Origin of the sequence: Streptomyces tardus (assembly GCF_018101125.2) — a bacterium.
Lineage (GTDB): Bacteria > Actinomycetota > Actinomycetes > Streptomycetales > Streptomycetaceae > Streptomyces > Streptomyces tardus.
Map to the genome: position 1 here is coordinate 3,300,187 of NZ_JAELVF020000001.1, position 23,477 is coordinate 3,323,663.

Annotated in this window: 21 protein-coding genes, 1 tRNA gene and 3 pseudogenes; 19 read left to right on the top strand and 6 right to left on the bottom strand. The window is 70.5% G+C overall.

What is annotated here, in order from left to right:
• Positions 1 to 217: 217 nt before the first annotated feature.
• Together hppD and JGS22_RS14120 are read left to right on the top strand one after the other, a co-directional pair.
• Entirely contained in the window at positions 218 to 1,360 is a 1,143-nt protein-coding gene (hppD, locus tag JGS22_RS14115) for a 4-hydroxyphenylpyruvate dioxygenase (protein ID WP_211042570.1), read from the top strand.
• Between the two features lie 289 nt (positions 1,361 to 1,649).
• On the top strand, positions 1,650 to 3,017 hold the full coding sequence (locus JGS22_RS14120; protein WP_211042571.1) for an FAD-binding oxidoreductase: 1,368 nt from the start codon (positions 1,650 to 1,652) through the stop codon (positions 3,015 to 3,017).
• Between the two features lie 26 nt (positions 3,018 to 3,043).
• Here JGS22_RS14120 and JGS22_RS14125 read toward each other — a convergent pair whose 3' ends face one another.
• Complete coding sequence (locus JGS22_RS14125) at positions 3,044 to 3,520, bottom strand: SsgA family sporulation/cell division regulator (RefSeq protein WP_211042572.1); 477 nt, start codon at positions 3,518 to 3,520, stop codon at positions 3,044 to 3,046.
• A 288-nt stretch (positions 3,521 to 3,808) separates the two neighbouring features.
• Here JGS22_RS14125 and JGS22_RS26340 point away from each other — a divergent pair.
• The 3 genes and pseudogenes from JGS22_RS26340 to JGS22_RS14140 form a co-directional block, all read left to right on the top strand.
• Positions 3,809 to 3,904: pseudogene (locus JGS22_RS26340) on the top strand (DUF2510 domain-containing protein); the annotation flags it as partial.
• A gap of 869 nt (positions 3,905 to 4,773) precedes the next feature.
• Complete coding sequence (locus JGS22_RS14135) at positions 4,774 to 5,631, top strand: RDD family protein (protein ID WP_308405664.1); 858 nt, start codon at positions 4,774 to 4,776, stop codon at positions 5,629 to 5,631.
• A 78-nt stretch (positions 5,632 to 5,709) separates the two neighbouring features.
• Entirely contained in the window at positions 5,710 to 6,360 is a 651-nt protein-coding gene (locus JGS22_RS14140) for an RDD family protein (protein ID WP_211038669.1), read from the top strand.
• Between the two features lie 212 nt (positions 6,361 to 6,572).
• On the opposite strand, the gene JGS22_RS14145 is transcribed toward JGS22_RS14140, so the two are convergent.
• Complete coding sequence (locus JGS22_RS14145; protein ID WP_211038668.1) at positions 6,573 to 7,022, bottom strand: hypothetical protein; 450 nt, start codon at positions 7,020 to 7,022, stop codon at positions 6,573 to 6,575.
• A gap of 525 nt (positions 7,023 to 7,547) precedes the next feature.
• On the opposite strand from JGS22_RS14145, the gene JGS22_RS14150 reads away from it, so the two are divergent.
• Together JGS22_RS14150 and JGS22_RS14155 are read left to right on the top strand one after the other, a co-directional pair.
• On the top strand, positions 7,548 to 9,905 hold the full coding sequence (locus tag JGS22_RS14150) for an immune inhibitor A domain-containing protein (protein ID WP_211038667.1): 2,358 nt from the start codon (positions 7,548 to 7,550) through the stop codon (positions 9,903 to 9,905).
• A gap of 209 nt (positions 9,906 to 10,114) precedes the next feature.
• Positions 10,115 to 10,426, top strand: a pseudogene (locus tag JGS22_RS14155) (hypothetical protein); the annotation flags it as partial.
• A gap of 476 nt (positions 10,427 to 10,902) precedes the next feature.
• Here the strand turns inward: JGS22_RS14155 and JGS22_RS14160 are convergent.
• Positions 10,903 to 11,487 (bottom strand): isochorismatase family protein, encoded by a 585-nt coding sequence (locus JGS22_RS14160; protein WP_211038665.1) that lies wholly within the window; start codon positions 11,485 to 11,487, stop codon positions 10,903 to 10,905.
• 75 nt (positions 11,488 to 11,562) lie between these two features.
• Complete coding sequence (locus JGS22_RS14165) at positions 11,563 to 12,894, bottom strand: nicotinate phosphoribosyltransferase (RefSeq protein WP_211038664.1); 1,332 nt, start codon at positions 12,892 to 12,894, stop codon at positions 11,563 to 11,565.
• Positions 12,895 to 13,020: 126 nt separating this feature from the next.
• Between JGS22_RS14165 and clpS the strand changes: the two genes are divergently transcribed.
• The 9 genes from clpS (at position 13,021) to JGS22_RS14205 (ending at position 19,726) form a co-directional block, all read left to right on the top strand.
• The gene (gene clpS / locus JGS22_RS14170; protein WP_211038689.1) at positions 13,021 to 13,308 is read left to right on the top strand and encodes an ATP-dependent Clp protease adapter ClpS; all 288 of its coding nucleotides are present in this window, start codon (positions 13,021 to 13,023) and stop codon (positions 13,306 to 13,308) included.
• The gene (locus JGS22_RS14175; RefSeq protein WP_211038663.1) at positions 13,308 to 13,904 is read left to right on the top strand and encodes a DUF2017 domain-containing protein; all 597 of its coding nucleotides are present in this window, start codon (positions 13,308 to 13,310) and stop codon (positions 13,902 to 13,904) included. The genes clpS and JGS22_RS14175 overlap by 1 nt, the downstream gene beginning before the upstream one ends.
• Positions 13,905 to 14,228: 324 nt before the next feature.
• Positions 14,229 to 15,800, top strand: coding sequence for an alanine/glycine:cation symporter family protein (locus tag JGS22_RS14180; RefSeq protein ID WP_211038662.1), 1,572 nt, complete (start codon positions 14,229 to 14,231; stop codon positions 15,798 to 15,800).
• Between the two features lie 191 nt (positions 15,801 to 15,991).
• Positions 15,992 to 16,423: a M67 family metallopeptidase gene (locus JGS22_RS14185; RefSeq protein WP_211038661.1), complete on the top strand. Its 432-nt coding sequence runs from the start codon at positions 15,992 to 15,994 to the stop codon at positions 16,421 to 16,423.
• 65 nt (positions 16,424 to 16,488) lie between these two features.
• Positions 16,489 to 16,584, top strand: a complete 96-nt coding sequence (locus JGS22_RS27390) for a putative leader peptide (protein ID WP_372454247.1) — start codon at positions 16,489 to 16,491, stop codon at positions 16,582 to 16,584.
• Between the two features lie 148 nt (positions 16,585 to 16,732).
• Positions 16,733 to 17,011 (top strand): MoaD/ThiS family protein, encoded by a 279-nt coding sequence (locus JGS22_RS14190; protein ID WP_211038660.1) that lies wholly within the window; start codon positions 16,733 to 16,735, stop codon positions 17,009 to 17,011.
• Complete coding sequence (locus tag JGS22_RS14195; protein WP_211038659.1) at positions 17,011 to 17,961, top strand: PLP-dependent cysteine synthase family protein; 951 nt, start codon at positions 17,011 to 17,013, stop codon at positions 17,959 to 17,961. Before JGS22_RS14190 ends, JGS22_RS14195 begins: the two co-directional genes overlap by 1 nt.
• Positions 17,962 to 18,357: 396 nt before the next feature.
• Positions 18,358 to 19,113 (top strand): MBL fold metallo-hydrolase, encoded by a 756-nt coding sequence (locus tag JGS22_RS14200; protein ID WP_211038658.1) that lies wholly within the window; start codon positions 18,358 to 18,360, stop codon positions 19,111 to 19,113.
• A gap of 103 nt (positions 19,114 to 19,216) precedes the next feature.
• Positions 19,217 to 19,726 (top strand): GNAT family N-acetyltransferase, encoded by a 510-nt coding sequence (locus JGS22_RS14205; protein WP_211038656.1) that lies wholly within the window; start codon positions 19,217 to 19,219, stop codon positions 19,724 to 19,726.
• 45 nt (positions 19,727 to 19,771) lie between these two features.
• On the opposite strand, the gene JGS22_RS14210 is transcribed toward JGS22_RS14205, so the two are convergent.
• Positions 19,772 to 21,034: a PTS transporter subunit EIIC gene (locus JGS22_RS14210; RefSeq protein WP_211038655.1), complete on the bottom strand. Its 1,263-nt coding sequence runs from the start codon at positions 21,032 to 21,034 to the stop codon at positions 19,772 to 19,774.
• Positions 21,035 to 21,363: 329 nt separating this feature from the next.
• Between JGS22_RS14210 and JGS22_RS14215 the strand changes: the two are divergent.
• The 3 genes and pseudogenes from JGS22_RS14215 to rdgB form a co-directional block, all read left to right on the top strand.
• Positions 21,364 to 21,612 (top strand): annotated as a pseudogene (locus tag JGS22_RS14215) (PTS sugar transporter subunit IIB); the annotation flags it as partial.
• A 156-nt stretch (positions 21,613 to 21,768) separates the two neighbouring features.
• Positions 21,769 to 22,494 carry a ribonuclease PH gene (gene rph / locus JGS22_RS14220; RefSeq protein WP_211038651.1) on the top strand — a complete coding sequence of 242 codons (726 nt, stop codon included), beginning with the start codon at positions 21,769 to 21,771 and terminating at the stop codon, positions 22,492 to 22,494.
• A gap of 154 nt (positions 22,495 to 22,648) precedes the next feature.
• A complete protein-coding gene (rdgB, locus tag JGS22_RS14225) occupies positions 22,649 to 23,251 on the top strand; it encodes an RdgB/HAM1 family non-canonical purine NTP pyrophosphatase (RefSeq protein WP_211038649.1) in 603 nt (200 codons plus the stop codon).
• Positions 23,252 to 23,341: 90 nt separating this feature from the next.
• Here rdgB and JGS22_RS14230 read toward each other — a convergent pair.
• Positions 23,342 to 23,425, bottom strand: a tRNA-Leu gene (locus JGS22_RS14230).
• Positions 23,426 to 23,477: the final 52 nt, after the last annotated feature.

Here is a 23,477-nt window from a genome sequence, read left to right on the forward strand (position 1 = left end):
GCCGTTCTCCTCTTGTACGGACGTGCCTCCGGGCTCAGTTGGCCTGGACACATCAGAGCGTCCTTCTGCCCCGTCCTCCGACGCCTACACGCCCGACGACCGGAACTCCTGGTCACCATGTACAGATCTGCCGATGGTCGGCGACTTCTGCCGTACAAGGTGTGCAGTGAATGCCGGAACTATTGCGCACCTTGCGGATCGGCGAGAACCTGCGGCCATGACTGAGCTCACTGAAACCCTCCAGACCCCCCGGCAGGACGACCCCTTCCCGGTGAAGGGCATGGACGCGGTGGTCTTCGCCGTCGGCAACGCCAAGCAGGCCGCGCACTACTACTCCACCGCCTTCGGGATGAAGCTGGTCGCCTACTCCGGACCGGAGAACGGCAGCCGGGAGCTGGCGAGTTACGTACTGGAGTCGGGCGGCGCCCGCTTCGTGCTCACCTCGGTCGTCAGGCAGGAGAGCGACTGGGGCCGGTTCCTCACCGAGCACGTCTCCACCCACGGCGACGGCGTCGTCGACCTGGCCATCGAGGTGCCCGACGCCCGCCGCGCGTACGCCCACGCGGTCGAGCACGGTGCCACCGGCCTCACCGAGCCCCACGAGCTGAAGGACGAGCACGGCACCGTCGTGCTCGCGCAGATCGCGACCTACGGACAGACCCGCCACACCCTGGTCGAGCGATCCGGCTACGACGGCCCGTACCTCCCCGGGTACGTCGCCGCGGAGCCGATCGTCGCAGGTCCTGCCAAGCGCACCTTCCAGGCCATCGACCACTGTGTGGGCAACGTCGAGCTCGGCAGGATGAACGAGTGGACGGGCTTCTACAACAAGGTCATGGGCTTCACCAACATGAAGGAGTTCGTCGGCGACGACATCGCGACCGAGTACTCGGCGCTGATGTCCAAGGTGGTCGCGGACGGCACCAAGAAGGTGAAGTTCCCGATCAACGAGCCGGCCGTGGCGAAGAAGAAGTCCCAGATCGACGAGTACCTGGAGTTCTACGGGGGCCCCGGCGTCCAGCACATCGCGCTCGCGACCAACGACATCGTCGCCACGGTCCGTACGATGCGCGACGCCGGCGTGCAGTTCCTCGACGTGCCGGACAGCTACTACGACACCCTCGGCGAGTGGGTCGGCGACACCCGGGTGCCGGTCGACGAGCTGCGCGAGCTGAAGATCCTTGCCGACCGGGACGAGGACGGCTACCTGCTGCAGATCTTCACCAAGCCCGTCCAGGACCGCCCGACGGTGTTCTTCGAGATGATCGAGCGCCACGGCTCCATGGGCTTCGGCAAGGGCAACTTCAAGGCCCTCTTCGAGGCGATCGAGCGCGAGCAGGAGCGGCGCGGCAACCTCTGAGCGGTCCCGGCGGCAGCCGCTGCCGCCACCAACCGGCTCCGGCGGACGACGAGTTCCGCCGGAGCCGGCCGCCGTGCGGCACCCGACCGCGGTGCGCGGCCCCCGCCGGGCGAGGAAGCCGGCGCGGCGCGGAAACCGGCGCGGCACGGAAACCGGGCGGTGCGGGCACCCGTCGCTGCCGTCGGAGGCCTCGCCGTCCCGCGTTCGGCACCGGGCGCCCGCGGGGCGCGCCGGTTCCTCGGCGAACGGTGTGTTGTCCCCGGCCGCCCGCAGGTGCAAGGCTGGCCCCATGGCGGACCTGATCGAAGCACTGCGCGAGGGCCTCCCGCCCGAGGCCCTGGTGGACGACCCCGAGGTGATGGCCGCATACGGCAGTGACATGGCCGGCTTCTGCCCGGCCGGCGCGCCCGCGGTCGTCGTGCTGCCGCGCACCGTGGAGCAGGTGCAGCACGTCATGCGGACGGCCACGGCGACCCGTACGCCCGTCGTCGCGCAGGGCGCGCGGACCGGGCTCTCGGGGGCGGCGAACGCCAGCGACGGCTGCATCGTGCTGTCCCTGGTGAAGATGGACCGCATTCTGGAGATCAACCCGGTCGACCGCATCGCCGTCGTCGAACCGGGCGTGGTCAACGCCACGCTCTCGCGCGCCGTCGCCGAGCAGGGCCTCTTCTACCCGCCCGACCCCTCCAGCTGGGAGGAGTGCACCATCGGAGGGAACATCGGCACCGCCTCCGGCGGACTGTGCTGCGTGAAATACGGCGTCACCGCGGAGTACGTCCTCGGCCTCGAAGTGGTGCTCGCCGACGGTCGGTTGCTGACCACCGGCCGGCGCACCGCCAAGGGAGTCGCCGGTTACGACCTCACCCGGCTGATGGTCGGTTCGGAGGGAAGCCTGGGCATCGTGGTGCGCGCGGTGCTCGCGCTGCGCCCCGAGCCGCCCAGACCGCTGGTGCTCGCCGCGGAGTTCCCCTCGGCGCAGGCCGCCTGCGACGCGGTCTGCCGGATCATGGAGGGCGGCCATGTCCCCTCGCTGCTGGAGCTGATGGACCGCACCACCCTTCGGGCGGTCAACGACATGACCAGGATGGGCCTTCCGGAGTCGACCGAGGCGCTGCTGCTCGCGGCCTTCGACACCGCCGACCCGGCGGCCGACCTGCGCGCGGTCGGCGAGCTGTGCACGGCGGCCGGCGCCTCCGAAGTCGTACCGGCCGAGGACGCGGCGGAGTCGGAGATGCTGTTGCAGGCCCGGCGTTCGGCACTGGTGGCGCTGGAGCGGGTCAAGGGCACCACGATGATCGACGACGTCTGCGTACCGCGTTCCCGGCTCGGCGAGATGCTGGACGGCGTCGCGGAGATCGCCGAGAAGCACGACCTCACCATCGGCGTCTGCGCACACGCCGGCGACGGCAACACCCACCCCACGGTCTGCTTCGACGCGAGCGATCCGCAGGAGTCGGCCAGGGCCAGGGTCTCGTTCGACGAGATCATGGGCCTGGGCCTGGAGTTGGGCGGCACCATCACCGGCGAGCACGGCGTCGGCGTACTGAAGAAGGACTGGCTCGCCCAGGAGGTCGGGCCCGTCTCCCTGGAGCTGCACCGGGGGATCAAGCAGGCGTTCGACCCGCTCGGTCTGCTCAACCCCGGCAAGCTCTTCTGATCCCGCGCCCGGTGGGGCGGGCGCACTCAGGCGCCCGTCTCGCCGGGATCGTCCGAGGGGCGCAGCTCGCCGGCGCAGGGGTCGTCCACCGGGGTGGGCGTCAGCAGCAGCCGCAGCCCGTCGTCAACTCCCAGCCGTGCGGCCTCCGTTCCGGGCGGAACGATCCGCAGGGTGCGTTCCAGCCAGGCGGCGATCGGCGCGGAGGGGATCTCCAGCAGGGCGTCCCCGTCGGGTGAGGTCAGCGCCATGCAGACGACGTTGCGGCCGTCCACCTTCGTCGGCCAGACCCGTACGTCCCCGTGTCCGCACGGCCGGAAGACGCCCTCCACCAGCAGGTCGCGTGCGAAGGTCCAGTACACCGGGTGCGGGGTGTCGGTGTGGAAGGAGATGTGGACGGCGTACGGATCGTCGTCGCTGTAGCGCAGTTGCGCGGGGACCGCGACGGAACAGGTGGACGAGAGCACCAGTTTGAGTTCCAGCTCGCGTTCGATGACGGTCTTCATCTCCCTGCACTTCCTCTCTGACTCGGCCCGACGGCCGTCGACGATGCTCGGCCGGATGGCCTCGCACAGGGGAAGAGAGCCGGGGACGCGAATCATTACGCGGGTTCGGAGAAGATTTTTTCCTCCGGGCACCGAAGAAGTGGAGGGCTCTGGAAAGGAGGGTCCGCGGACAGTGGCATTCTGGTACACGTGGACCGACGTGCCTTCGGCGGATCCGCTCCGGCGGGGCGCGGGGACCACGCCGGTTTCGCACACCACTTGGGTCAAGTAGATACGGGATTCGGTCAGATGAGTGCGCCTCCCTCAGGATCGGCCAGCGGCAGCAGCACCACCGCGGGCTACTACCCCGATCCGTCCATCCCCGGGTACATCCGGTACTGGGACGGCGCCTCCTGGGTGCCCGGCACCAGCCGCCCCGAGCCGCGCCCCGGCGAGCCGACACCGACCGCGCCGGGCGAGGAGCCCCGGTCGGGCGGGCAGTCGCCGGAGGGCGGTGGCGCACCCGCGAGTGCGCCGCCCGAGTCCGTCGACGCCGTACCCGCGCAGCGCACCGACTCCCCGCAGGAGCCGCCGGCGGGCGGGCTGCCCGAGCTGCGCCCGCGCGGTGACGTGGACGTCCGCGAGAGCGGGCAGATCGCCGAGTGGGACGATCCGGCCCGGCTGCACGGCCAACGTCCGGAGTCCGCTCCGTCCTGGCAGGCCGACGCCGGCCGGCAGAGCGGATTCGGAGGCGAGCAGGACCAGCGCATCTCCTGGGGTTCGCCCGCCGACCGCGGTGAACCCGGCGGCGGTTGGCAGCGTCCGCAGGCCGCGCCGCCCGGCGAGGCCCCCGCGCAGCCGGGCCGGATCGTCCCACTCGGCGATCTGCCCGCTCTCGCGGACGTCCACGTCACCGCGCGGGCGCAGCTCGGGCAGCCCGCCCGCCGGCGGCTCCTGCGGGGAGCCGCCGTGCCCACCGGGCGGGGCGGCGAGGTCGCGCACCTGCTGCTGCCAGCCGCCCTCGGGCGTGGGCTGTGCCGGGGGTGCGGACCGCGGGCCCGGCTGCACGGCCAACGTCCGGAGTCCGCTCCGTCCTGGCAGGCCGACGCCGGCCGGCAGAGCGGATTCGGAGGCGAGCAGGACCAGCGCATCTCCTGGGGTTCACCGCGGTCGGCGGGCGAACCCCAGGAGATGCGCTGGTCCTGCTCGCCTCCGAATCCGCTCTGCCGGCCGGCGTCGGCCTGCCAGGACGGAGCGGACTCCGGACGTTGGCCGTGCAGCCGACACCCGTGCCGCCCGCCCCCGCGCAGTCCGCACCTGAAACGGCGTCACCGCGGCACGAGCAGACGACGCAGCTGCGCCGCTCGGACATCGTCAAGGCACGCCACGCGGCCCGGGAGGCTCAGGCCGCCCAGCAGGCAGCCGCGCCCGCTCAGGCCCCCGCGCAGCCGGGCCCGCGGTCCGCACCCCCGGCACAGCCCACGCCCGAGGGCGGCTGGCAGCAGCAGGTGCGCGACCTCGCCGCCCCGCCCGGTGGGCACGGCGGCTCCCCGCAGGGCGGGGACGGCCTGGCGGCACCGTGGCGTCCGCCGGCCAGCGACCCGTTCCTCCGGGCCGCCATGGACCAGGCCCGACCCGCCGCGCTCGGCAAGCGGGTGGCCGCCCGGCTCATCGACACACTGGTGACGGCGGCGGTGGGCGCGGCGGTGGCGCTGCCTCTGCTGCCGAAGGCGCGGGACCACCTCGACGCCAAGGTCGCGGAGATCGAACAGGCCGGCGTCACCCGGGACATCTGGCTGGTGGACGGCACGACGGGCCTCTACCTCGCGATGGTCATCGGCGCGGTGCTGGTCTTCGGGCTCCTCTACGAGGCCCTGCCGAACGCCCGTTGGGGACGTACGCTCGGCAAGAAGCTCCTCGGACTGCGGGTGTTGTCGATGGAGGAGCAGGAGCCGCCGGGCTTCGGCAGGGCCGCGGTGCGCTGGCTCGTACAGGGCTCGCTGGGGTTCCTGGTGATCGGTGTGGTGAACCTGTTCTGGGCCTTCGTCGACAAGCCGTGGCGCCAGTGCTGGCACGACAAGGCCGCGGGTACCTTCACCGCCGAGGGCGGCGGCGAGGTGCGGCTGGGCTGAGGCCCGCCGATCCGGGGTGCTGCCCCGGATGGCCGCTGTCGGGCTGCGGAAGTGCCGGGCGCGCGTTCCACTCGGCGCATGAGCAGTGACGAGCCGCGGCCGGGCGCCGCAGGAGAGCCGAACGACCCGTACGGCAAGCAGCCGCAGTACCCGCACGGCGCCGGCCAGGGCGATCCGGGCGGTCCCGGCGGGACGCCGTACGGCAGCGCGCCGCCACCGCCCGGCGGCTACGGCGGGCACCAGTTCGGCGCCAACCCGTACGGGGACGCGTACGGCGCCGCCGATCCGCTGGCCGGCATGCCGCCGCTCGCCTCGCGCGGCAAGCGGCTGGGCGCGCGCATCATCGACGCGCTGCTGGTCGGTATCCCGGTCTTCCTCATCACCGGGATCTTCGTCGGCTTCACTGTCGACACGGACGGCGGCGGGGCCTTCGGGCAGAGCGTCGTCTACGCCCTGGTCTATCTGCTGTACGAGGGCTTCATGCTGACGACCCGGGGCCAGACGATCGGGAAGAAGGCGATGGGCATCCGGGTCGCGATGCTGGACAACGGCGCGCTGCCGGCCGGGCCGCCGGGCTGGCTGCGGGCGGCCGTCTACTCCCTGCCCTCGCTCGTCCCCTGCCTCGGCACACTCTTCTGGCTGGTGAACGTCCTCTTCTGCACCTGGGACAAGCCCTACCAGCAGTGCCTGCACGACAAGGTCGGCAAGACCGTCGTCGTCGCCACCTGAGCGGGCCGGCCCCGCCCGGACGCCGTCGCAGACGCGGCACGCACGCAGGACGCACACGGCACCGACGCACAGCTGCAGGAACAGCCGAGCACGGCAGACCGCGCACTCCGGGTCGTTACGCGCCCACCGGGCGGTAGCGACCCGGCTGCCGTCCGGGCCGGCATCGGCGCACCGCAGCGCCCCGGCCGGAACGACAGCCTGGCGCCGCCGTGTCAGTGGCGCAACGAGGCCTGAGGAACCCGCTGTTCGGTGCGCGACTCGGCCGATCCCGATCCCGATCCCGATCTCGCGGGCACCGAAATGGGCCCGGCGGTGCCGGCGGAGTCGGTGGCTGTCGTCCGCGCGTCGAGCTTGGACTCCACATCCGTCGCGTTCTTCTCCACCGCGGGAACGGCGACGGCGGGGACTTCCACCGAGGGCCGGTCGGCCGACGCGGTCTCCTCGGTCTGCTTGAGCGCCTGCGTCGTCACCTCCTCGCGGCGGGCGGAGTTGACGGACGTGCTGAGCACCAGCGCCACCAGAACGCCGAGCAGCAGCGCGATCGTCGCGATGAGCACGGCGACGGCGCTGGAGCCGGTCTGGGTGAGCAGCAGGAGTACGAACGCCGTCACTGTGACGGTCGCTGAACCGTAGATGGTCTGAGCGAGACTCGGACGCGGCATGGCGGAATCCGTCCTCAGGGGGTCAGGGCGAGAGTCGATCGGGCAGTCGCGTTCCGGTGAGCGACTCTACGATGCGGGATTCCCGAGGGGGAAGCGGAGTAAGCGTGACCTGACGCACGGGGCCGAGGCACAGGGGGCGCATGGAGTCACCGCGCCGCCGCGTGCGCCGCACCCCGCGAGACGCGCCGTACGGGTCTGACCCCGTCGTCCGCCCCGCCGCCCCTCGCTCGACCTGCGCGCTCCGTCCCGCGACCCTTGCTGCCGCGTCGGCCTCTTCGCCGGACTCCGGCGGCCCGCGGCGGGCCGGGTCTCAAGTGGCACCGGGGTGCGGATGGTTGGGGAGTGGTCCGAGCAACTCGGGGGCTTCAGGGGGAAAGCGACAATCTATGGCATTGTCGTGAGCAAAACAAGGTCTGTCTTTTCCACCCGCGCTCCGGTCAAATGCCTCTCCTACGAGTGGGTCTCGCTCAAGATCCGCTTTTCGCAGGGAGGACGTCGACCAACGTGACCAGACCACGAAGATCCATGAGAGCCAGAACGGCAGCCGCGGTGACCGCCGTTGCCGCGCTGGGTGCCGCCGCGCTGCTCCCGGCCACCGCCATCGGAGCGCAGGACGAGCAGAAGCAGCAGCCGCACCCCCAGGCGGAGGCCCCCTCGGGCCACGCCGACGAGCACGTCGAGCACAACCTCGACGGCCCGATGTCCAAGCAGCAGAACGCCCAACGCCGCGCCGCGCTGGAGCGGTTGGCCTCCGGACAGCAGCCGCAGACGCGCAACGGTTCGAAGGTGATGAAGCTCGACGACGAGAAGTACGTCGAGATGGAGCAGGTGAAGACGGACAAGATCTTCACCATCCTCATCGAGTTCGGCGACAAGGTCGACGAGGAGTACGGCGGCGACCCCGGGCCGCTGCACAACGAGATCGAGAAGCCCGACCGGAGCAAGGACAACACCACGCTCTGGCAGGAGGACTTCGACCAGAAGCACTTCGAGGACATCTACTTCGGCGACGGCGAGGGTTCGCTGAAGACCTACTACGAGCGGCAGTCCTCCGGTAAGTACACCGTCGACGGAACCGTCTCCGACTGGGTCAGGATCGACTGGAACGAGGCCCGCTACGGCAACAACGCCTGTGGCGACAACGTCTGCCCCACCGTGTGGGACGCCGTTCGCGACGGCGTGAACAAGTGGACCGAGGACCAGAAGGCCGCCGGCAAGACCACGGAGCAGATCCGTGAGGAGCTCGCCGCGTACGACGTCTGGGACCGCTACGACCACGACAACGACGGCGACTTCAACGAGCCCGACGGCTACCTCGACCACTTCCAGTTCGTGCACGCCGGCGAGGACGAGTCCGCCGGCGGCGGCGCGCAGGGCGAGGACGCGATCTGGGCGCACCGCTGGTACGCGTACGGCACCGACCACGGCAAGACCGGCCCCGACTTCAACCGGGCCGGCGGCACCGAGATCGGCGACACCGGCATCTGGGTGGGCGACTACACCGTCCAGCCGGAGAACGGCGGACTGGGCGTCTTCGCCCACGAGTACGGCCACGACCTCGGCCTGCCCGACCTCTACGACACCACCGGCACCGGCGAATCCTCCGTCGCCTACTGGTCGTTGATGTCCTCCGGTTCCTGGCTCGGTCGCGGCGAGGACGCCATCGGCGACCACGCCGGCGAGATGACGGCCTGGGACAAGCTCCAGCTCGGCTGGCTGGACTACGAGACCGCCAAGGCGGCCACCAAGTCGACGCACAAGCTTCGCCCGCAGGCGGAGTCCGGCGCCGCCGAGAAGGGTGGAAAGACCAAGCAGCCGCAGGCGGTTGTCGTCGAACTGCCCGAGAAGGACGTCACCACCACCATCACCGAGCCGGCCGCCGGCGAGAAGCAGTGGTGGAGCGGCAAGGGCGACGATCTGAAGAACGAGCTGCGCCGCAAGGTCGACCTGACCGACGCCGCCAAGGCCTCCCTGGACCTCAGGGGCTGGTGGCAGATCGAGGAGGAGTACGACTTCCTCTACACCCAGGTCTCCACCGACGGCGGTGAGAACTGGGAGGCGCTCGACGGCACCGCCGACGGCAAGGCCATCCCGCGCGACGCCTCCGACACCCCTGCCCTGCACGGGGATTCGGGCGGCTACACCGACCTCGCCTTCCCGCTGGACGACTACGCGGGCAAGGAGATCGACCTCCGCTTCCTGTACCGCACCGACGGCGGTGTCTCCGAACTCGGCTTCGCGGCCGACGAGATCACGCTGACCGCGGACGGTGAGGAGCTCCTCCGGGACGGTGCCGAGGACGGTGACAACGGCTGGACCGCCACCGGGTTCGAGCGCATCGGTGAGTCGTTCACCAAGGCGTACCCGCAGTTCTACCTCGCCGAGAATCGGCAGTACGTGGGTTACGACAAGACCCTCAAGACCGGTCCGTACAACTTCGGCGACGTGGCGAACGACCCCAAGAAGGTCGAGCACTTCCCGTACGCCCAGGGCCTGTTGGTCTGGCTGTGGGACACCTCGCAGGCCGACAACAACGTCGGTGTCCACCCCGGCGAGGGGCTGATCCTCCCGGTCGACGCGCACGCCAAGCCGGAGAAGTGGTCGAACGGCGAGATCATGCGCAACCGAATCCAGGCGTACGACTCGCCGTTCAGCCTGCGCCCCGGCAAGAGCTTCGAACTGCACCTCGCCGGTGAGCCGACGAAGATCAAGGGCAAGAAGGCCGCCCCCTTCTTCGACGACCGCAAGGGCACCTACTGGTACGACTCCAACCCGACTGCGGGTGTGAAGGTTCCGGACACCAACACCCGAATATCGATCGTCAAGCAGCCCAAGCGCGGGAAGACGATGACGATCAAGGTCGGTCCTTCCAGTAAGAAATGAACTGCTGGAAAACCTGGCAAATCATGAACAAACGTACGCCGAAAGCCAGTTGATCAACTACTGGTAGTGGATCACGTACACAAAGTGAACAGCCGTTGCCCTCTTGGCGGGCAGCGGCTGTTCGCGTTTAGATGCGTTCAGCACGACGACCTGAAGAACGCTCATGCTTTACACAAGGAAACCGATCAAGCAGAACGGGGATCATGAACATGACTGGAGGAGGCTTCGCGCGGCAGCCGGACGGCTCGGTGATCGTCGCGCTGTCGGTGCCGAGACCCTGCGGGCCCGGTGGCGACAGCGGCGGACAGGTCCGAGTCCTCGTCCACGCGGTGAACCGGCCCCGCGCGCTGACCAGGCTGCGCAACCTCGGCCTGCGGGCCGTCTACCTGCGAGGAAACACCGATCCGCCCACGCCGGACGAGGTCACGGCCGTACTGCACCACCCGGAGGGGCTGCTCTGGCGCAGCTCGACGCGTCGGGGGCAGGCCTCGTGGCAGCCGATAGCGGCCCTGCTGCGACCCAGCAGCCACACCCCGGCCGGTCGCGCGAGCAGCCGGGTCGGCCTGGCCCGGCACCCCGTCGCCCAGGCGGTGCGTCCACGGGCCTGCCGCTGAGTCGGAGCACAGCCGCCGCCCCGCCCATCGGGGGAGCGGGCGCGGCCCCGGGAGCCGGACCGCGTCGCCGACCGTCGCCCGTTCCGGCGCCTGCGCGTACCGACTCGGGCCCGTTTCACGCCGGGAGCCCGGCCCGCCCGGCGTCGGCACACCCGCCCGGGGAGCGCGCCCCACCGGGCACGCCGGCCACCGGGCACCGGCGCCTGTGTCCCGGCCACCGGCGGGCCGGCCCGCGCGTCCGGGGACAGCGGGGCTCGGCTCGTGACATTCGGGGACATCAGGGCTCCGGCGTACGGGAGACCGGGCGCAACGGGCTTTGGCCGGCGGCGCTCGGCGCGGGCCGGCTCGGCGCCGCGCGACGGCGGTACGGGCGTTCCGCCCGGTCAGACGACCGGCTGGCCGCTGAGCTCCACCCGGGCCGACCGCAGCTCGGCGAGCGCGCGCTCGGTGGTCTCCTTGGAGACTCCGGCCGTCAGGTCCAGCAGGACTCTGGTGCGGAAGCCCTCCGCCGCCGAGTCCAGCGCGGTGGCCCGTACGCAGTGGTCGGTGGCGATCCCGACGATGTCGACCTCGGTGACGTCCCGGGCCCGCAGCCAGTCGCCCAGCCCGACCTCGTGCTCGTCCGAGCCCTCGAAGCCGGAGTACGCGGCGGTGTAGGCGCCCTTGTCGAAGACCGCGTCCAGGGCGCCGGAGGTGACGGCCGGGGCGAAGTTCGGGTGGAACCCGACACCCTCGGTGCCGGCGACGCAGTGGCGCGGCCAGGAGGTGACGAAGTCCGGCTCGTCCGAGAAGTGGTCTCCCGGATCGACGTGGTGGTCTCGCGTCGCGACGACGTGGCGGTATCCGGCCGAGGCGTCCGCCACCAGGTCGGTGATGGCCGCGGCCACGTCGGCGCCACCCGTCACCGCGAGGCTGCCGCCCTCGCAGAAGTCGTTCTGCACGTCGACGACGATCAGTGCCCGGTGCATGTGGCACACCTTTCGACAGGGAATGTGAGGCGTTGGTTCGGTGGTGCGGCCCCGGTGCGCCGGCGCCGCGCGCGGTCAGGCGTACCGAGTGGGGAGCACGGGCTCGCCGCGCGAGAGCTGGGCCGCCGACAGCGGCAGCCCGGCCCGCGCCCGCCGGTGCCGCTCGCGCGGCACCTCCAGCGGTTCGCGCGCCAGGACCTCCCCCGCGCGTACCAGCTCCACGGTCAGCTCCTGCCCCGCCAGCTCGGCGGGAATCTCACCCGTGCCGATGACTTCGGCCGCCGCGGTGCCGTCTCCGTCCAGCTCCCTGGCGGCCCACTTCACGCCGCCGATCGACAGCTTTCCGCCCATCGACTTCTTGGCGACCGGGCGCAGCGGCGCCGCCGGATCGTCGCTGTCCGCGCGGGCGACCAGCTTGTACACCATCGAGCAGGTGGGGTGGCCGCTGCCGGTCACCAGCTGGGTGCCGACGCCGTACGCGTCCACCGGCGCGGCGGCGAGCGAGGCGATCGCGTACTCGTCGAGATCGCTGGTGACCACGATGCGGGTGTCGTGCGCGCCGAGCTCGTCGAGCTGGTGGCGCACCCGGTGGGCGAGCAGCAGCAGGTCCCCGGAGTCGATCCGCACCGCTCCGAGCTCCGGCCCGGCGACCTCCACCGCGGTGCGGACGGCCTCGGCGACGTCGTAGGTGTCCACCAGCAGCGTGGTGCCCCTGCCCATCGACGAGACCTGGGCGGTGAAGGCGTCCCGCTCGGTGTCGTGGAGCAGCGTGAAGGCGTGGGCGCTGGTGCCGGAGGTGGGGATGCCGTAGCGGAAGCCGGCGGCGAGGTCGGAGGTCGCGTCGAAGCCGCCGATGTACGCCGCGCGGGCGGCGGCCACCGCCGACAGCTCGTGGGTGCGCCGGGCGCCCATCTCGGTCAGCCTGCGGCCCGCTGCCGCGACGGCCATCCGCGAGGCCGCGGCGGCCACCGCGGAGTCGTGGTTGAGGATCGAGAGGATCACCGTCTCCAGGACCACGCACTCGGCGAAGGTGCCCTCCACCCGCAGCACGGGCGAGCCGGGGAAGTACACCTCGCCCTCGGGGTAGCCGTGAACGGAACCGCTGAAGCGGTAGCCGGCGAGCCAGTCCAGTGTCGGTTCGTCCACCACGCCCCGCTCGCGCAGGAAGTCCAGCTCCTCGCTGCCGAAGCGGAAGTTGGTCACGGCGTCCAGCACGCGGCCGGTGCCGGCGAGGACCCCGTACCTGCGGCCCTCGGGCAGCCTGCGGGTGAAGACCTCGAAGGCGGCGCGGCGGTGCGCGGTCCCGGCCCGCAGTGCGGCCTGGACCATCGTGAGCTCGTAGCGGTCGGTGAAGAGGGCCGTGGAGGGCACGGTGACCGGCAGACCCAGGGGATCAGCAGCGTTCATGACGCCATCGTACTCCATATTTCGTCAGAGTGACGATATCTGCTCGGGTCGTCTGTGCGGTGCAGGTCACAGCTCGTTTGTACTTGGGTACCCGTCAGGTGGCAGCATGGAGGCGTGACCGTACCCATGGAGACCGAACTTCCGGAGACGGCCGAGGCGCCGGAGCCGGTTCCGGAGCCGGACGTCCCGTGGGTGACGCTCGTGCACAACGACCCGGTCAACCTCATGAGCTACGTCGCCTACGTCTTCCAGAGCTACTTCGGCTACTCCAGGGACAAGGCGCGCGAGCTCATGCTGGACGTCCACCACAAGGGCCGCGCCGTCGTCTCCAGTGGCAGCCGCGAGGAAATGGAGCGCGACGTGCAGGCGATGCATGGCTACGGCCTGTGGGCGACCCTCACGCAGGACCGCTGATGGCGGCGTACTTCGAGCCCTCGGACAGCGTCCCCTCCGGCGCGGCCATCGCGTTGGAGGAGGTGGAGATCTCCATCCTCCGCAGCCTCACCGTGCAGCTGCTGGAGCTGATCGGCCCCGGCGAGGAGCCCTCGACCGATCCCGACCCGCTGGCGGAGCTGTTCACCGACGGGCCGAGCGAGCCGCCGGCCGATCCCGCGCTGGCCCGGCTCTTTCCCGACGCCTATGGCGGCCCGGGCGTCCGGGAGACGGAGGAGACCACCGCCGCTTCCGCGGAGTTCCGCCGGTACACCGAGAACGACCTGCGTGCCCGCAAGCGCGGCGACGGGCTCGCCGTCGTGCGGGCGCTGGACACCCTGGTCCCCGGTCGTGGCGGCGGTGCGGTGCTCACGCTCGCCCCCGAGCAGTCCCGGCAGTGGCTCGGCACCCTCAACGATCTCCGTCTCACCCTTGCCGCGCGACTGGAAATCTCCGCGGAAGATGACGCCGACGGGCTTTTCTCGCTGGCGGACGACGACCCGCGCAAGCCTCTGGTGATGGCGTACCTCTGGCTCGGTGGGCTCCAGGAATCTCTGATCGAGACGCTCGCGCGCTGAGATTTACCTCTGTGCTGGTGCGGCGTCACTCCAAGTGTCTGGTAATCGATATCGCGCAGCGCGCCGTTCACCCTGTTTGAAGGAGTTCCGGGCGCTGTGACGCGACCGTGATGCAACTGTGAGAGCCGAGGCCTCGCCTGGTGTCGCGCTGCGTGATAGGAAATGCCAATCCGATCATCGTGGGTGGTTCCGCCGCCGCGGCAGCACGTGTCGGAGTGGGTCGTGGAGCGGGGCCTCGGCTCTGTTTCCGTGTCGTCCGAGTGTGTGGTCGGCATCCTGCCGTTTCCCCCGTCCCTTCAGCGGAATTCAGAGCCAGAGGTATACATGGCAAACGCAAGCTGGACAGAAACCTTGGACGAGAAGATCAATAGCGTCTTCGAGCCGGTTTCGAATGTCCTCAACGATGTCGTCTTTTACAGCGTCCCACTCTTCGGAGCAGACTTTCCGTTGATCGTGGGTTGGCTCGTGGTTGCGGGTGTCGTTTTCTCTCTCTATTTCGGCTTCGCGCAGTTCCGCTATATCCGCGCGGCACTGCGGATCGTGCGTGGTAAGTACGATCAGGTCGACGCACCCGGGGAGGTGAATCACTTTCAGGCCCTGACTTCGGCCGTCTCCGGCACGGTGGGTCTCGGCAACATCGCAGGTGTCGCGATCGCGATTTCCATCGGTGGTCCCGGTGCCACCTTCTGGATGGTCCTGTGCGGCCTCCTCGGGATGGCGACCAAGTTCGTCGAGTGCACCCTGGGCGTGAAATACCGCGAGCTCAATGCGGACGGAACGGTCAACGGCGGCCCGATGCTGTACCTGAGCAAGGGACTGGCCGAGCGTGGGCTCCCCATGCTGGGCAAGATCCTTGCCGGCCTCTCGGCCGCCATGATCCTTTTCTTCACCTTCTTCGGCGGCAACCTCTTCCAGGTGAACCAGTCGCTGGAGCAGCTCGTCTCCGTCACGGGCAAGGAAGACAGCATCTTCAACTCCAGCGGCGGTGCGCTGTTCTTCGGTGCCGTGCTGGCCGCGCTGGTCGCCGTGGTGCTCATCGGCGGCATGCGCTCCATCGGCGCCGTGACGAGCCGGCTGGTGCCGGCCATGGGTCTGCTGTACGTCACCGCCTGTCTCCTGGTCATCTTCTTCAACATCGGCGACGTCCCGAGTGCTGTGAGCACCATCGTCACCGAGGCGTTCAACCCCGAAGGTGTTGCGGGTGGTCTGGTCGGCGCACTGATCGTCGGCTTCCAGCGAGCGGCCTTCTCCAACGAGGCAGGTGTCGGCTCGGCGCCCATCGCCCACTCTGCGGTGAAGACCAAGCGCCCGGCGACCGAGGGCCTGGTCGCGATGATCGAGCCGTTCATCGACACCGTCGTGATCTGCACCATGACGGCTCTGACGATCATCATCGCCGGTGGTCCGCTCTACGAGCAGGTGCGAGAGACCGCAATCAAGGGCGGCGAGGTGGACGGCAGCACCAGTGCAGGCATCTCGATCACCTCCGACGCCTTCGACACCGCGCTGAGCTGGTTCCCGTACCTGCTCACCGTGGCGGTGATCCTGTTCGCCTTCTCCACCGTCATCACCTGGAGCTACTACGGCCTCAAGAGCTGGGGGCACCTGTTCGGTCACAGCCGCACCTCCGAGATGATCTACAAGATCATCTTCTGTGTCATGGTGATCACGGGCGCGCTGCTGTCCCTCGGCGTGCTCGTGAGCCTGGCGGACGCCACGCTGTTCATGGCGGCTCTCTTCAACATCGTCGGTCTGTACTTCCTGGCACCTGTCGTGAAGAAGGAGCTGAAGAAGGTCCTCGAGTACGTGCGCCGTCGCGACGCCGGTGACACCGAAGAGGAGATCGAGGCCGACGAGCGTGCCGCCGAGGCAGCCGAGGTCGCGGCCAAGCAGTGACCCGCTCCACGCGGTAACTCGCTCCACCCGCCGTGCGCCGCCGCGCGGCACGGCGACCACGGGCCCGTTGCGCACCTCCGAGGAGGCGCACAACGGGCCCGTCTCGTTCCGCGGTACGCCGGGCGTCCACTTGCCGGGACGGAGCGGGGTTGCCGGGGAGCGAGGCGCGTACCCGTCCTATCGTTGCGTACATGCTGACCATCACCCGCGAACTGCACGACCGGATCGTCGCCCACGCCCGTGCCGACCACCCCGACGAGGCGTGCGGGGTGGTCGCGGGGCCGGCCGGCCAGGGCCGCCCCGAACGGTTCGTGCCGATGCTGAACGCCGCGCGTTCGCCGACGTTCTACGAGTTCGACTCCGCCGACCTGCTGAAGCTCTACCGGGAGATGGACGACCGGGACGAGGAGCCGGCGGTGATCTACCACTCGCACACCGCCACCGAGGCCCACCCCTCGCGCACCGACATCAACCTCGCGAGCGAGCCGGGCGCCCACTACGTCCTGGTCTCCACCGCCGAGTGCGGCAACGACGAGGGCCCGTTCTCCTTCCGCTCCTTCCGCATCGTGGAGGGCGAAGTCACCGAGGAAGAGGTCCGGATCGTCGAGGCGTACGAGTCCTGAGACGGTCCGTCCGCATGCCGATACGCGCTCTTAGTTCGGGGCTCGGGAATCGATACGATGCGTCCATGGTTATCCACGACGTGAGTTTCGAGGCCCCGGGCAGCATGCTCGTCGCGCGCCTGCACGTCGACCTGTGCCGGCTCTCCAGCGCCATCTGTTGAGGGCGGCGGTCCGCCGTGCGGGCCCCGTGTCCGGTCGCTGAGACGTGCGCGTGCGCGCCCGCGGCCGTGCAGGACCGCCGCTCCTCGCGTCAACACACCCCGTCCCAGCCGGACTTCCGGTTTCTTCCGACACCCAGGAGTGCATCCCATGGCCATCGAGGTCCGTATCCCGACCATTCTCCGCACCTACACCGATGGTCAGAAGGCGGTCGAGGGCGGCGGGTCCACTCTCGCCGAGCTCTTCAGCGACCTGGAGTCGCGGCACAGTGGCATCGAGGAGCGCCTGGTCGAGGGCGGCGAGGTGCGCCGCTTCATCAACGTCTACCTCAACGACGAGGACGTCCGTTTTCTCGACGGCATCAATACCGAGCTGACCGACGGCGACAGCGTCACCATCCTCCCGGCGGTCGCCGGGGGCGCGCGCTGATGCGCTACGACTCGCCGCTCGCCGCGGTGGGCGACACCCCCCTGGTGCGTCTGCCGCGGCTCTCGCCCTCCGAGGACGTACGGATCTGGGCGAAGCTGGAGGACCGCAACCCCACCGGGTCGGTCAAGGACCGCCCGGCGCTCCACATGATCGAGGAGGCGGAGAAGGCCGGCAGGCTCACCCCCGGCTGCACGATCCTGGAGCCCACCAGCGGCAACACCGGCATCTCGCTGGCGATGGCGGCCCGGCTCAAGGGCTACCGCATCGTCTGCGTGATGCCGGAGAACACCAGCCAGGAGCGGCGCCAGCTGCTGGCCATGTGGGGCGCGGAGATCATCTCCTCACCCGCGGCCGGCGGCTCCAACACGGCGGTACGGGTGGCCAAGGAGCTCGCCGCCGAGCACCCGGACTGGGTGATGCTCTACCAGTACGGCAACCCGGCCAACGCCGGCGCGCACTACGCGGGGACCGGCCCGGAGCTCCTCGCCGACCTGCCCTCGATCACCCACTTCGTGGCCGGCCTCGGCACTACGGGCACCCTGATGGGCGCGGGCCGCTATCTGCGCGAGCAGCGCCCCGACATCCGGATCGTCGCCGCCGAGCCGCGCTACGACGATCTGGTCTACGGGCTGCGCAACCTCGACGAGGGGTTCGTCCCCGAGCTGTACGACGAGTCCGTGCTCACCTCGCGCTTCTCGGTCGGCTCCGCCGACGCCGTGCGCCGCACCCGGGAGCTGCTCTCCGAGGAGGGCATCTTCGCCGGAGTCTCCACCGGCGCCGCACTGCACGCGGCGATCGGGGTGGGACGCAAGGCGCTCACCGCCGGGCAGGAGGCGGACATCGCCTTCCTGGTCGCCGACGCGGGATGGAAGTACCTCTCGACCGGTATCTACACCGCCGAGTCGACCGAGGCCGCGGTCGAACTGCTCCAGGGCCAGCTCTGGGCGTGATGCCTCGGGCCGGGTCCTGGGCGTGACGCCTCGGGCCGGGCCCCGGGCGTGACGCCTTGCCCCGGAGGCCGGCCCGCCGGCGAGCCCACACCCCGGCCGCGCGGATACCCGTACCCGCGGATGCCCGCCCGCGGCGGATGCGGACCGGGAGTCGGGCTCCGACGAGGGCCGGATCGGTTCGTACGGCCTCTGGCCCTTGCTCCCGGTTCGGTGACCTCCGTCACCGTCACCGGGCCCGGCGCGCCGGTGGCCTTCAGCGCCGAACCGGCCCCCTCGCGGTACCCCGCACTGGTGATTCCGCCCACACCCCAGTCGGCGGAGCAGCCTCGCAGGCCGGTGGCCCTTACCCTCAGGAAACCCCTCTTCCTGCCGGGCCGCACGGAGGTTCCCACCCCTATGAAGCTCACTGTCGTCGGCTGCTCGGGCTCGTTCCCGTCCCAGGACTCGGCCTGCTCGAGCTATCTCGTCGAGGCGGACGGCTACCGGCTGCTGCTGGACATGGGCAACGGCGCGCTCGGCGAACTCCAGCGCCACTGCGGTCTCTACGACCTCGACGCCATCGTGCTCAGCCACCTCCACGCGGACCACTGCATCGACATGTGCGGCTACTTCGTCGCCCGTTACTACCGCTTCGAGGGTGGGCGGCCCGCCTCCATCCCCGTCTACGGGCCGGAGGGCACCGAGCGGCGGCTGACGACGGCGTACGCGGACACCCCGAGCGAGAAGTCGATGAGCGAGGTGTTCGACTTCCACACGCTGCACGGGGGCGGGGAGTTCACCGCCGGGCCGCTGAACGTACGGGTGGAGCAGGTCTCCCACCCCGTCGAGGCGTACGGCTTCCGCATCGAGCACGAGGGTTCGGTGCTGACGTACTCCGGCGACACCGGTGAGTGCGACGAGGTGGGCTCGCTGGCCGAGAACGCCGATCTCTTCCTGTGCGAGGCGTCGTTCACCCACGGCAAGGAGGACATCCCCGGACTGCATCTGAACGGCCTTCAGGCGGGGAAGTACGCGCAGGCGGCAGGCGTTCGCAGACTTGTGCTGACCCATGTGCCGCCGTGGACCGACGCCCGCGCCAACCTGCGCGACGCCCGCTCCGCGTACGCGGGCCCGGTCGAACTCGCCCGCCCCGGCGCGGTGTACGAGATCTGAGCCTGCTCGCCCGACACCACGCCCCGCGGCCACGGGCCGGCACCACAGCGCGCGCCAGCCCGCCCGTACTGCCTCGAACCGGCCGCTCTGCGAGACTGCGTGAGTGATCGTCAGAACCGCGCGCGAGCAGGCTTTTCCCGGTTTTCTCGACCTGGCGGCCGAGGTCGAGCAGTGGTTCGGTCCGATGGTCGGCGAACCGGGTTTCCACCAGGCGGTCCGCGCCCATGTCGAGCTGGGCACGGCGTTGGTCGCCGTCGCCGGCCATTCCTCGTCCTCCCCGCTGCTCGGGGGTCTGCTCTTCGGTGTCGAGTCGCCAACTCTGCGGCTGCACTGGCTGGTTGTGAGTGAAGCCGCACGCGGCAGGGGTGTCGGCCGTGCGCTGGTCGACGGAGCGACGAACCGCCTGGACCCCGCCATTGCCGGCGCGGCTTCCGCCGTTGTCGAAGTGGTGACCTTCGGGGTCGACCATCCGGGGGCGGCGGACAGCGGTGCGCGGGTCTTCTACGAGCGTCTGGGCTTCCTCCCGGCGGAAGCCGCCGAACCGGGCCCGGAGGGCGGATCGCGCCAGGTCTACCGTCGAGGCCTCAACAGCGCGGCGCCCGGGGGGCGTTGACCTCCCGGGCGCCGATCGAGCCGCGTGGTGGCGGCAGAAGCCGTGCTACGCCTTGTAGTTGGCCTTCTCCATCTCGGCGATCTCCTCGTCGCTCTCCCGGCCCGGCGTGGGCAGGTTGAACTTGGTGATCGCGAACCGGAAGAGCGCGTAGTAGACGACGCTGAAGCAGAGGCCGACCAGAGCGAGGCCGAGCGGGTTCTGGGCGATGCCGAAGTTCAGCAGGTAGTCGATCGCCCCGGCCGAGAAGCCGAAACCGTCGCGCATTCCCAGCGCCCAGGTCAGGGCCATCGAGACGCCGGTGAGCACCGCGTGGATCGCGTACAGCACGGGCGCGATGAACATGAAGGTGAACTCGATCGGCTCGGTGACACCGGTGACGAAGGCGGTGAGGCCGATCGAGGCCATCATGCCGCCGACGACCTTGCGCCGCTGCGGCTTGGCGCAGTGGTACATCGCCAGGCATGCGGCCGGCAGCGCGAACATCATGATCGGGAAGAAGCCGGTCATGAACTGCCCCGCGGTCGGGTCCCCGGCGAGGAACCGTGCGATGTCACCGCTCTTGCCGTCGTAGCTCCCGGCCTGGAACCAGGGGAAGGAGTTCAGCAGGTGGTGCATGCCGACCGGGATCAGCGCGCGGTTGAGCACGCCGTAGATACCGGCACCGGTGGCGCCCGAACCGACCAGCCACTCGCTGAAGTTGTGCAGTCCGGTGCCGAGAACAGGCCAGATGTAGCCGAAGACGATGCCGATGACCAGGCCGGCGAACGCGGCGAGGATCGGCACCAGTCGCCGTCCGCCGAAGAAGCCCAGCCACTCCGGCAGCTTCTGCCGGTGGAAGCGCTGGTACAGCAGGGCGACGACGATGCCCATCACCACGCCGCCGAGCACCCCGGCGTCGACCGGCGGTGCCACTTCGACGATCTTTCCGTCGACGACCTCCTGCACCATGGGCAGGCTGTCGTCGGTGAAGACCTCCAGCACGTTCTTGAACGCGAGGTAGCCGACGACGGCCGCCAGCGCGGTGGATCCGTCGGACCGCCTGGCGAACCCGATGGCGATGCCCACCGCGAAGAGCAGCGGCATGTTGTCCAGGAGCGCGCTGCCGCCCGCCGCCAGGAACTCCGCGAGGCGGTTGAGCACATCGGGGAAGTTGGGCCGGCCGAGCATGTCGTCCTGGCCGAGCCGCAGCATCAGTGCGGCGGCCGGCAGTGCGGCGATCGGCAGCATCAGGCTGCGTCCGATGCGCTGGGCGACCGCCATCGCGCGGGATCGGCGGGTGGGGGCTGGGGCCTCGTTCGGCGTGCTCATCTGGTTCCTCCGCGAGCCGGGGGCCGGGGCGCCGCCGGACAGTCGACGGGTGGGCTTCCGGGATGTTCTATTGGTCTAAACCACTCGGTGCAGGCAGTTGTAGCACGAACGCCGGGGAGAGCGGAATGATTCGTTCCTCTTCTGTGATGTGCCATTTCGCGGCGAACAGTACGAACGGTGCTCCGCGTCGGCTCGCGGCTCGGTGTCGGAGGTGCCGGGCTACGCTGGTGTAGACCACTGACCCGTCGCATCGCGCGGAGCCGGGGTGCCGGCCGGCCGACAGGCTCGGCCGGTCCCGGCCTGCGTGGCAGGCGAGAACCGCCGGCAGAACACAGGAGAGAGACATGGCCACCAAGGCTGAGAAGATCGTCGCCGGGCTGGGCGGCATCGACAACATCGTCGAGGTCGAGGGGTGCATCACCCGCCTGCGCACCGAGGTCGAGGACGCGGGCCGGGTCGACGAGAACGCCTTGAAGGCCGCCGGCGCCCACGGCGTGGTGAAGATGGGCACGGCGGTCCAGGTCGTCATCGGCACCGACGCCGACCCCATCGCCTCCGAGATCGAAGACCTCATGTGAACCCGTCGCCACCGGCGGCCCGCGGCGCGACCGAGCTCTCGCCGCGTGCGCCGGCGCGGCCGGCCGTCCTCGGGGCGCCGAGCCGGTGGCCGAAAGCGGCGGTGCGGGGGAGGGCCCGCGGCGGGCGCCCCCGGCGCGGACCACTACCCTCGCTCCATGTCACGAATCGACGGCCGCACAGCCGACCAGCTCCGCCCCCTGACGATCGACCGCGGCTGGAGCAAGCACGCCGAGGGATCCGTGCTGGTCGCCTTCGGCGACACCAAGGTCCTCTGCACGGCCAGCTTCACCGAGGGCGTGCCGCGCTGGCGCCGGGGCAGCGGCAAGGGCTGGGTCACCGCCGAGTACTCCATGCTGCCGCGCTCCACCAACACCCGCGGCGACCGCGAGTCCGTACGCGGCAAGATCGGTGGGCGCACGCACGAGATCTCCCGGCTCATCGGCCGCTCGCTGCGCTCGGTCGTGGACACCAAGGCGCTCGGCGAGAACACCGTCGTGCTCGACTGCGACGTCCTCCAGGCCGACGGCGGCACCCGTACGGCGGCCATCACCGGCGCGTACGTCGCGCTCGCGGACGCGGTCGCCTGGGGCCAGGAGCGGAAGCTGATCAAGGCTTCGGCCAAGCCGCTGTCCGGCAGCGTCGCGGCGGTCAGCGTCGGCATCGTCAAGGGCGTGCCGCTGCTCGACCTCTGCTACGAGGAGGACGTCGTCGCCGAGACCGACATGAACGTCGTCTGCACCGGCGACGGTCGTTTCGTCGAGGTGCAGGGCACCGCCGAGGGCGAGCCGTTCGACCGCGACGAGCTGAACGCGCTGCTCGACCTCGCGGTCGGCGGCTGCCGCGACCTCGAAAAGGGCCAGCGCGAGGCCCTCGGCCGCTGAGCCGCCCGGCGGGCCGTACGGAGTTCCGCCGTACGGCCGCCCCGCCGCACCCGGTGCGCGCCACGGATCCGTGTGCCACGGACACCGACCCGTGGCCGCGTCGACGGCGACCCTCGCGCACGGGACGGCGCGGGCGTCGTCGATAATCGCCGACATGCAGCGCCTCGTACTCGCCACCCGCAACGCCCACAAGGTCACCGAACTCCAGGCGATCCTCCACGACGCCGGCCTCCGGCTGGAGTTGGCCGGAGCCGACCAGTATCCGCACGTGCCGGACGTCCGCGAGACCGGTGTGACCTTCGCGGCCAACGCCCTGCTCAAGGCGCACGCCCTCGCCGAGGCCACCGGGTTGCCCGCGGTCGCCGACGACTCCGGGCTGTGCGTGGACGTGCTCGGCGGCGCGCCGGGCATCTTCTCCGCCCGCTGGGCCGGACGCCACGGCGAGGACCGGGCCAATCTGGACCTGTTGCTGGCCCAGCTCGCGGACATCGGCGACGAGCACCGTGCCGCCCACTTCGCCTGCGCCGCCGCGCTCGCCCTGCCCGACGGCACCGAACGCGTCGTCGAGGGGCGACTGCGCGGCACGCTGCGGCACAGCCCGGCGGGCGACGGCGGGTTCGGGTACGACCCGATCCTCCAGCCCGACGGCGAGACCCGTACCTGCGCCGAGCTCTCCGCTGCGGAGAAGAACGCGATCAGCCACCGGGGCGAGGCGTTCCGCGGACTCGTCCCGCAGGTGCGCGAACTCCTGGGCTGAACACCGCACCGGCGCCGTCGCCCCGCACCGCGCCCGCAACGGCGAAGAGCCGCCCCCGACGGATGCGCGGGGGCGGCTCTTCGTACGGCGTGCGGCCGGCGGGACTCGAACCCGCACGGGTGTGAACCCACTGGGACCTAAACCCAGCATGACTGCCAGTTCCATCACGGCCGCCGGCTGGCAGCCATCGTAGCGGGAGGGGTGTGTGGCGGTCACAAGGGTCGGC

Excerpts from the sequence above, each read along its gene's own strand:
- hppD (WP_211042570.1), top strand. The coding sequence starts at position 218 with ATGACTGAGCTCACTGAAACCCTCCAGACCCCCCGGCAGGACGACCCC.
- JGS22_RS14120 (WP_211042571.1), top strand. The coding sequence starts at position 1,650 with ATGGCGGACCTGATCGAAGCACTGCGCGAGGGCCTCCCGCCCGAGGCC.
- JGS22_RS14125 (WP_211042572.1), bottom strand. The coding sequence starts at position 3,520 with ATGAAGACCGTCATCGAACGCGAGCTGGAACTCAAACTGGTGCTCTCG.
- JGS22_RS14140 (WP_211038669.1), top strand. The coding sequence starts at position 5,710 with ATGAGCAGTGACGAGCCGCGGCCGGGCGCCGCAGGAGAGCCGAACGAC.
- JGS22_RS14145 (WP_211038668.1), bottom strand. The coding sequence starts at position 7,022 with ATGCCGCGTCCGAGTCTCGCTCAGACCATCTACGGTTCAGCGACCGTC.
- JGS22_RS14150 (WP_211038667.1), top strand. The coding sequence starts at position 7,548 with ATGAGAGCCAGAACGGCAGCCGCGGTGACCGCCGTTGCCGCGCTGGGT.
- JGS22_RS14160 (WP_211038665.1), bottom strand. The coding sequence starts at position 11,487 with ATGCACCGGGCACTGATCGTCGTCGACGTGCAGAACGACTTCTGCGAG.
- JGS22_RS14165 (WP_211038664.1), bottom strand. The coding sequence starts at position 12,894 with ATGAACGCTGCTGATCCCCTGGGTCTGCCGGTCACCGTGCCCTCCACG.
- clpS (WP_211038689.1), top strand. The coding sequence starts at position 13,021 with ATGGAGACCGAACTTCCGGAGACGGCCGAGGCGCCGGAGCCGGTTCCG.
- JGS22_RS14175 (WP_211038663.1), top strand. The coding sequence starts at position 13,308 with ATGGCGGCGTACTTCGAGCCCTCGGACAGCGTCCCCTCCGGCGCGGCC.
- JGS22_RS14180 (WP_211038662.1), top strand. The coding sequence starts at position 14,229 with ATGGCAAACGCAAGCTGGACAGAAACCTTGGACGAGAAGATCAATAGC.
- JGS22_RS14185 (WP_211038661.1), top strand. The coding sequence starts at position 15,992 with ATGCTGACCATCACCCGCGAACTGCACGACCGGATCGTCGCCCACGCC.
- JGS22_RS27390 (WP_372454247.1), top strand. The coding sequence starts at position 16,489 with ATGGTTATCCACGACGTGAGTTTCGAGGCCCCGGGCAGCATGCTCGTC.
- JGS22_RS14190 (WP_211038660.1), top strand. The coding sequence starts at position 16,733 with ATGGCCATCGAGGTCCGTATCCCGACCATTCTCCGCACCTACACCGAT.
- JGS22_RS14195 (WP_211038659.1), top strand. The coding sequence starts at position 17,011 with ATGCGCTACGACTCGCCGCTCGCCGCGGTGGGCGACACCCCCCTGGTG.
- JGS22_RS14200 (WP_211038658.1), top strand. The coding sequence starts at position 18,358 with ATGAAGCTCACTGTCGTCGGCTGCTCGGGCTCGTTCCCGTCCCAGGAC.
- JGS22_RS14210 (WP_211038655.1), bottom strand. The coding sequence starts at position 21,034 with ATGAGCACGCCGAACGAGGCCCCAGCCCCCACCCGCCGATCCCGCGCG.
- rph (WP_211038651.1), top strand. The coding sequence starts at position 21,769 with ATGTCACGAATCGACGGCCGCACAGCCGACCAGCTCCGCCCCCTGACG.
- rdgB (WP_211038649.1), top strand. The coding sequence starts at position 22,649 with ATGCAGCGCCTCGTACTCGCCACCCGCAACGCCCACAAGGTCACCGAA.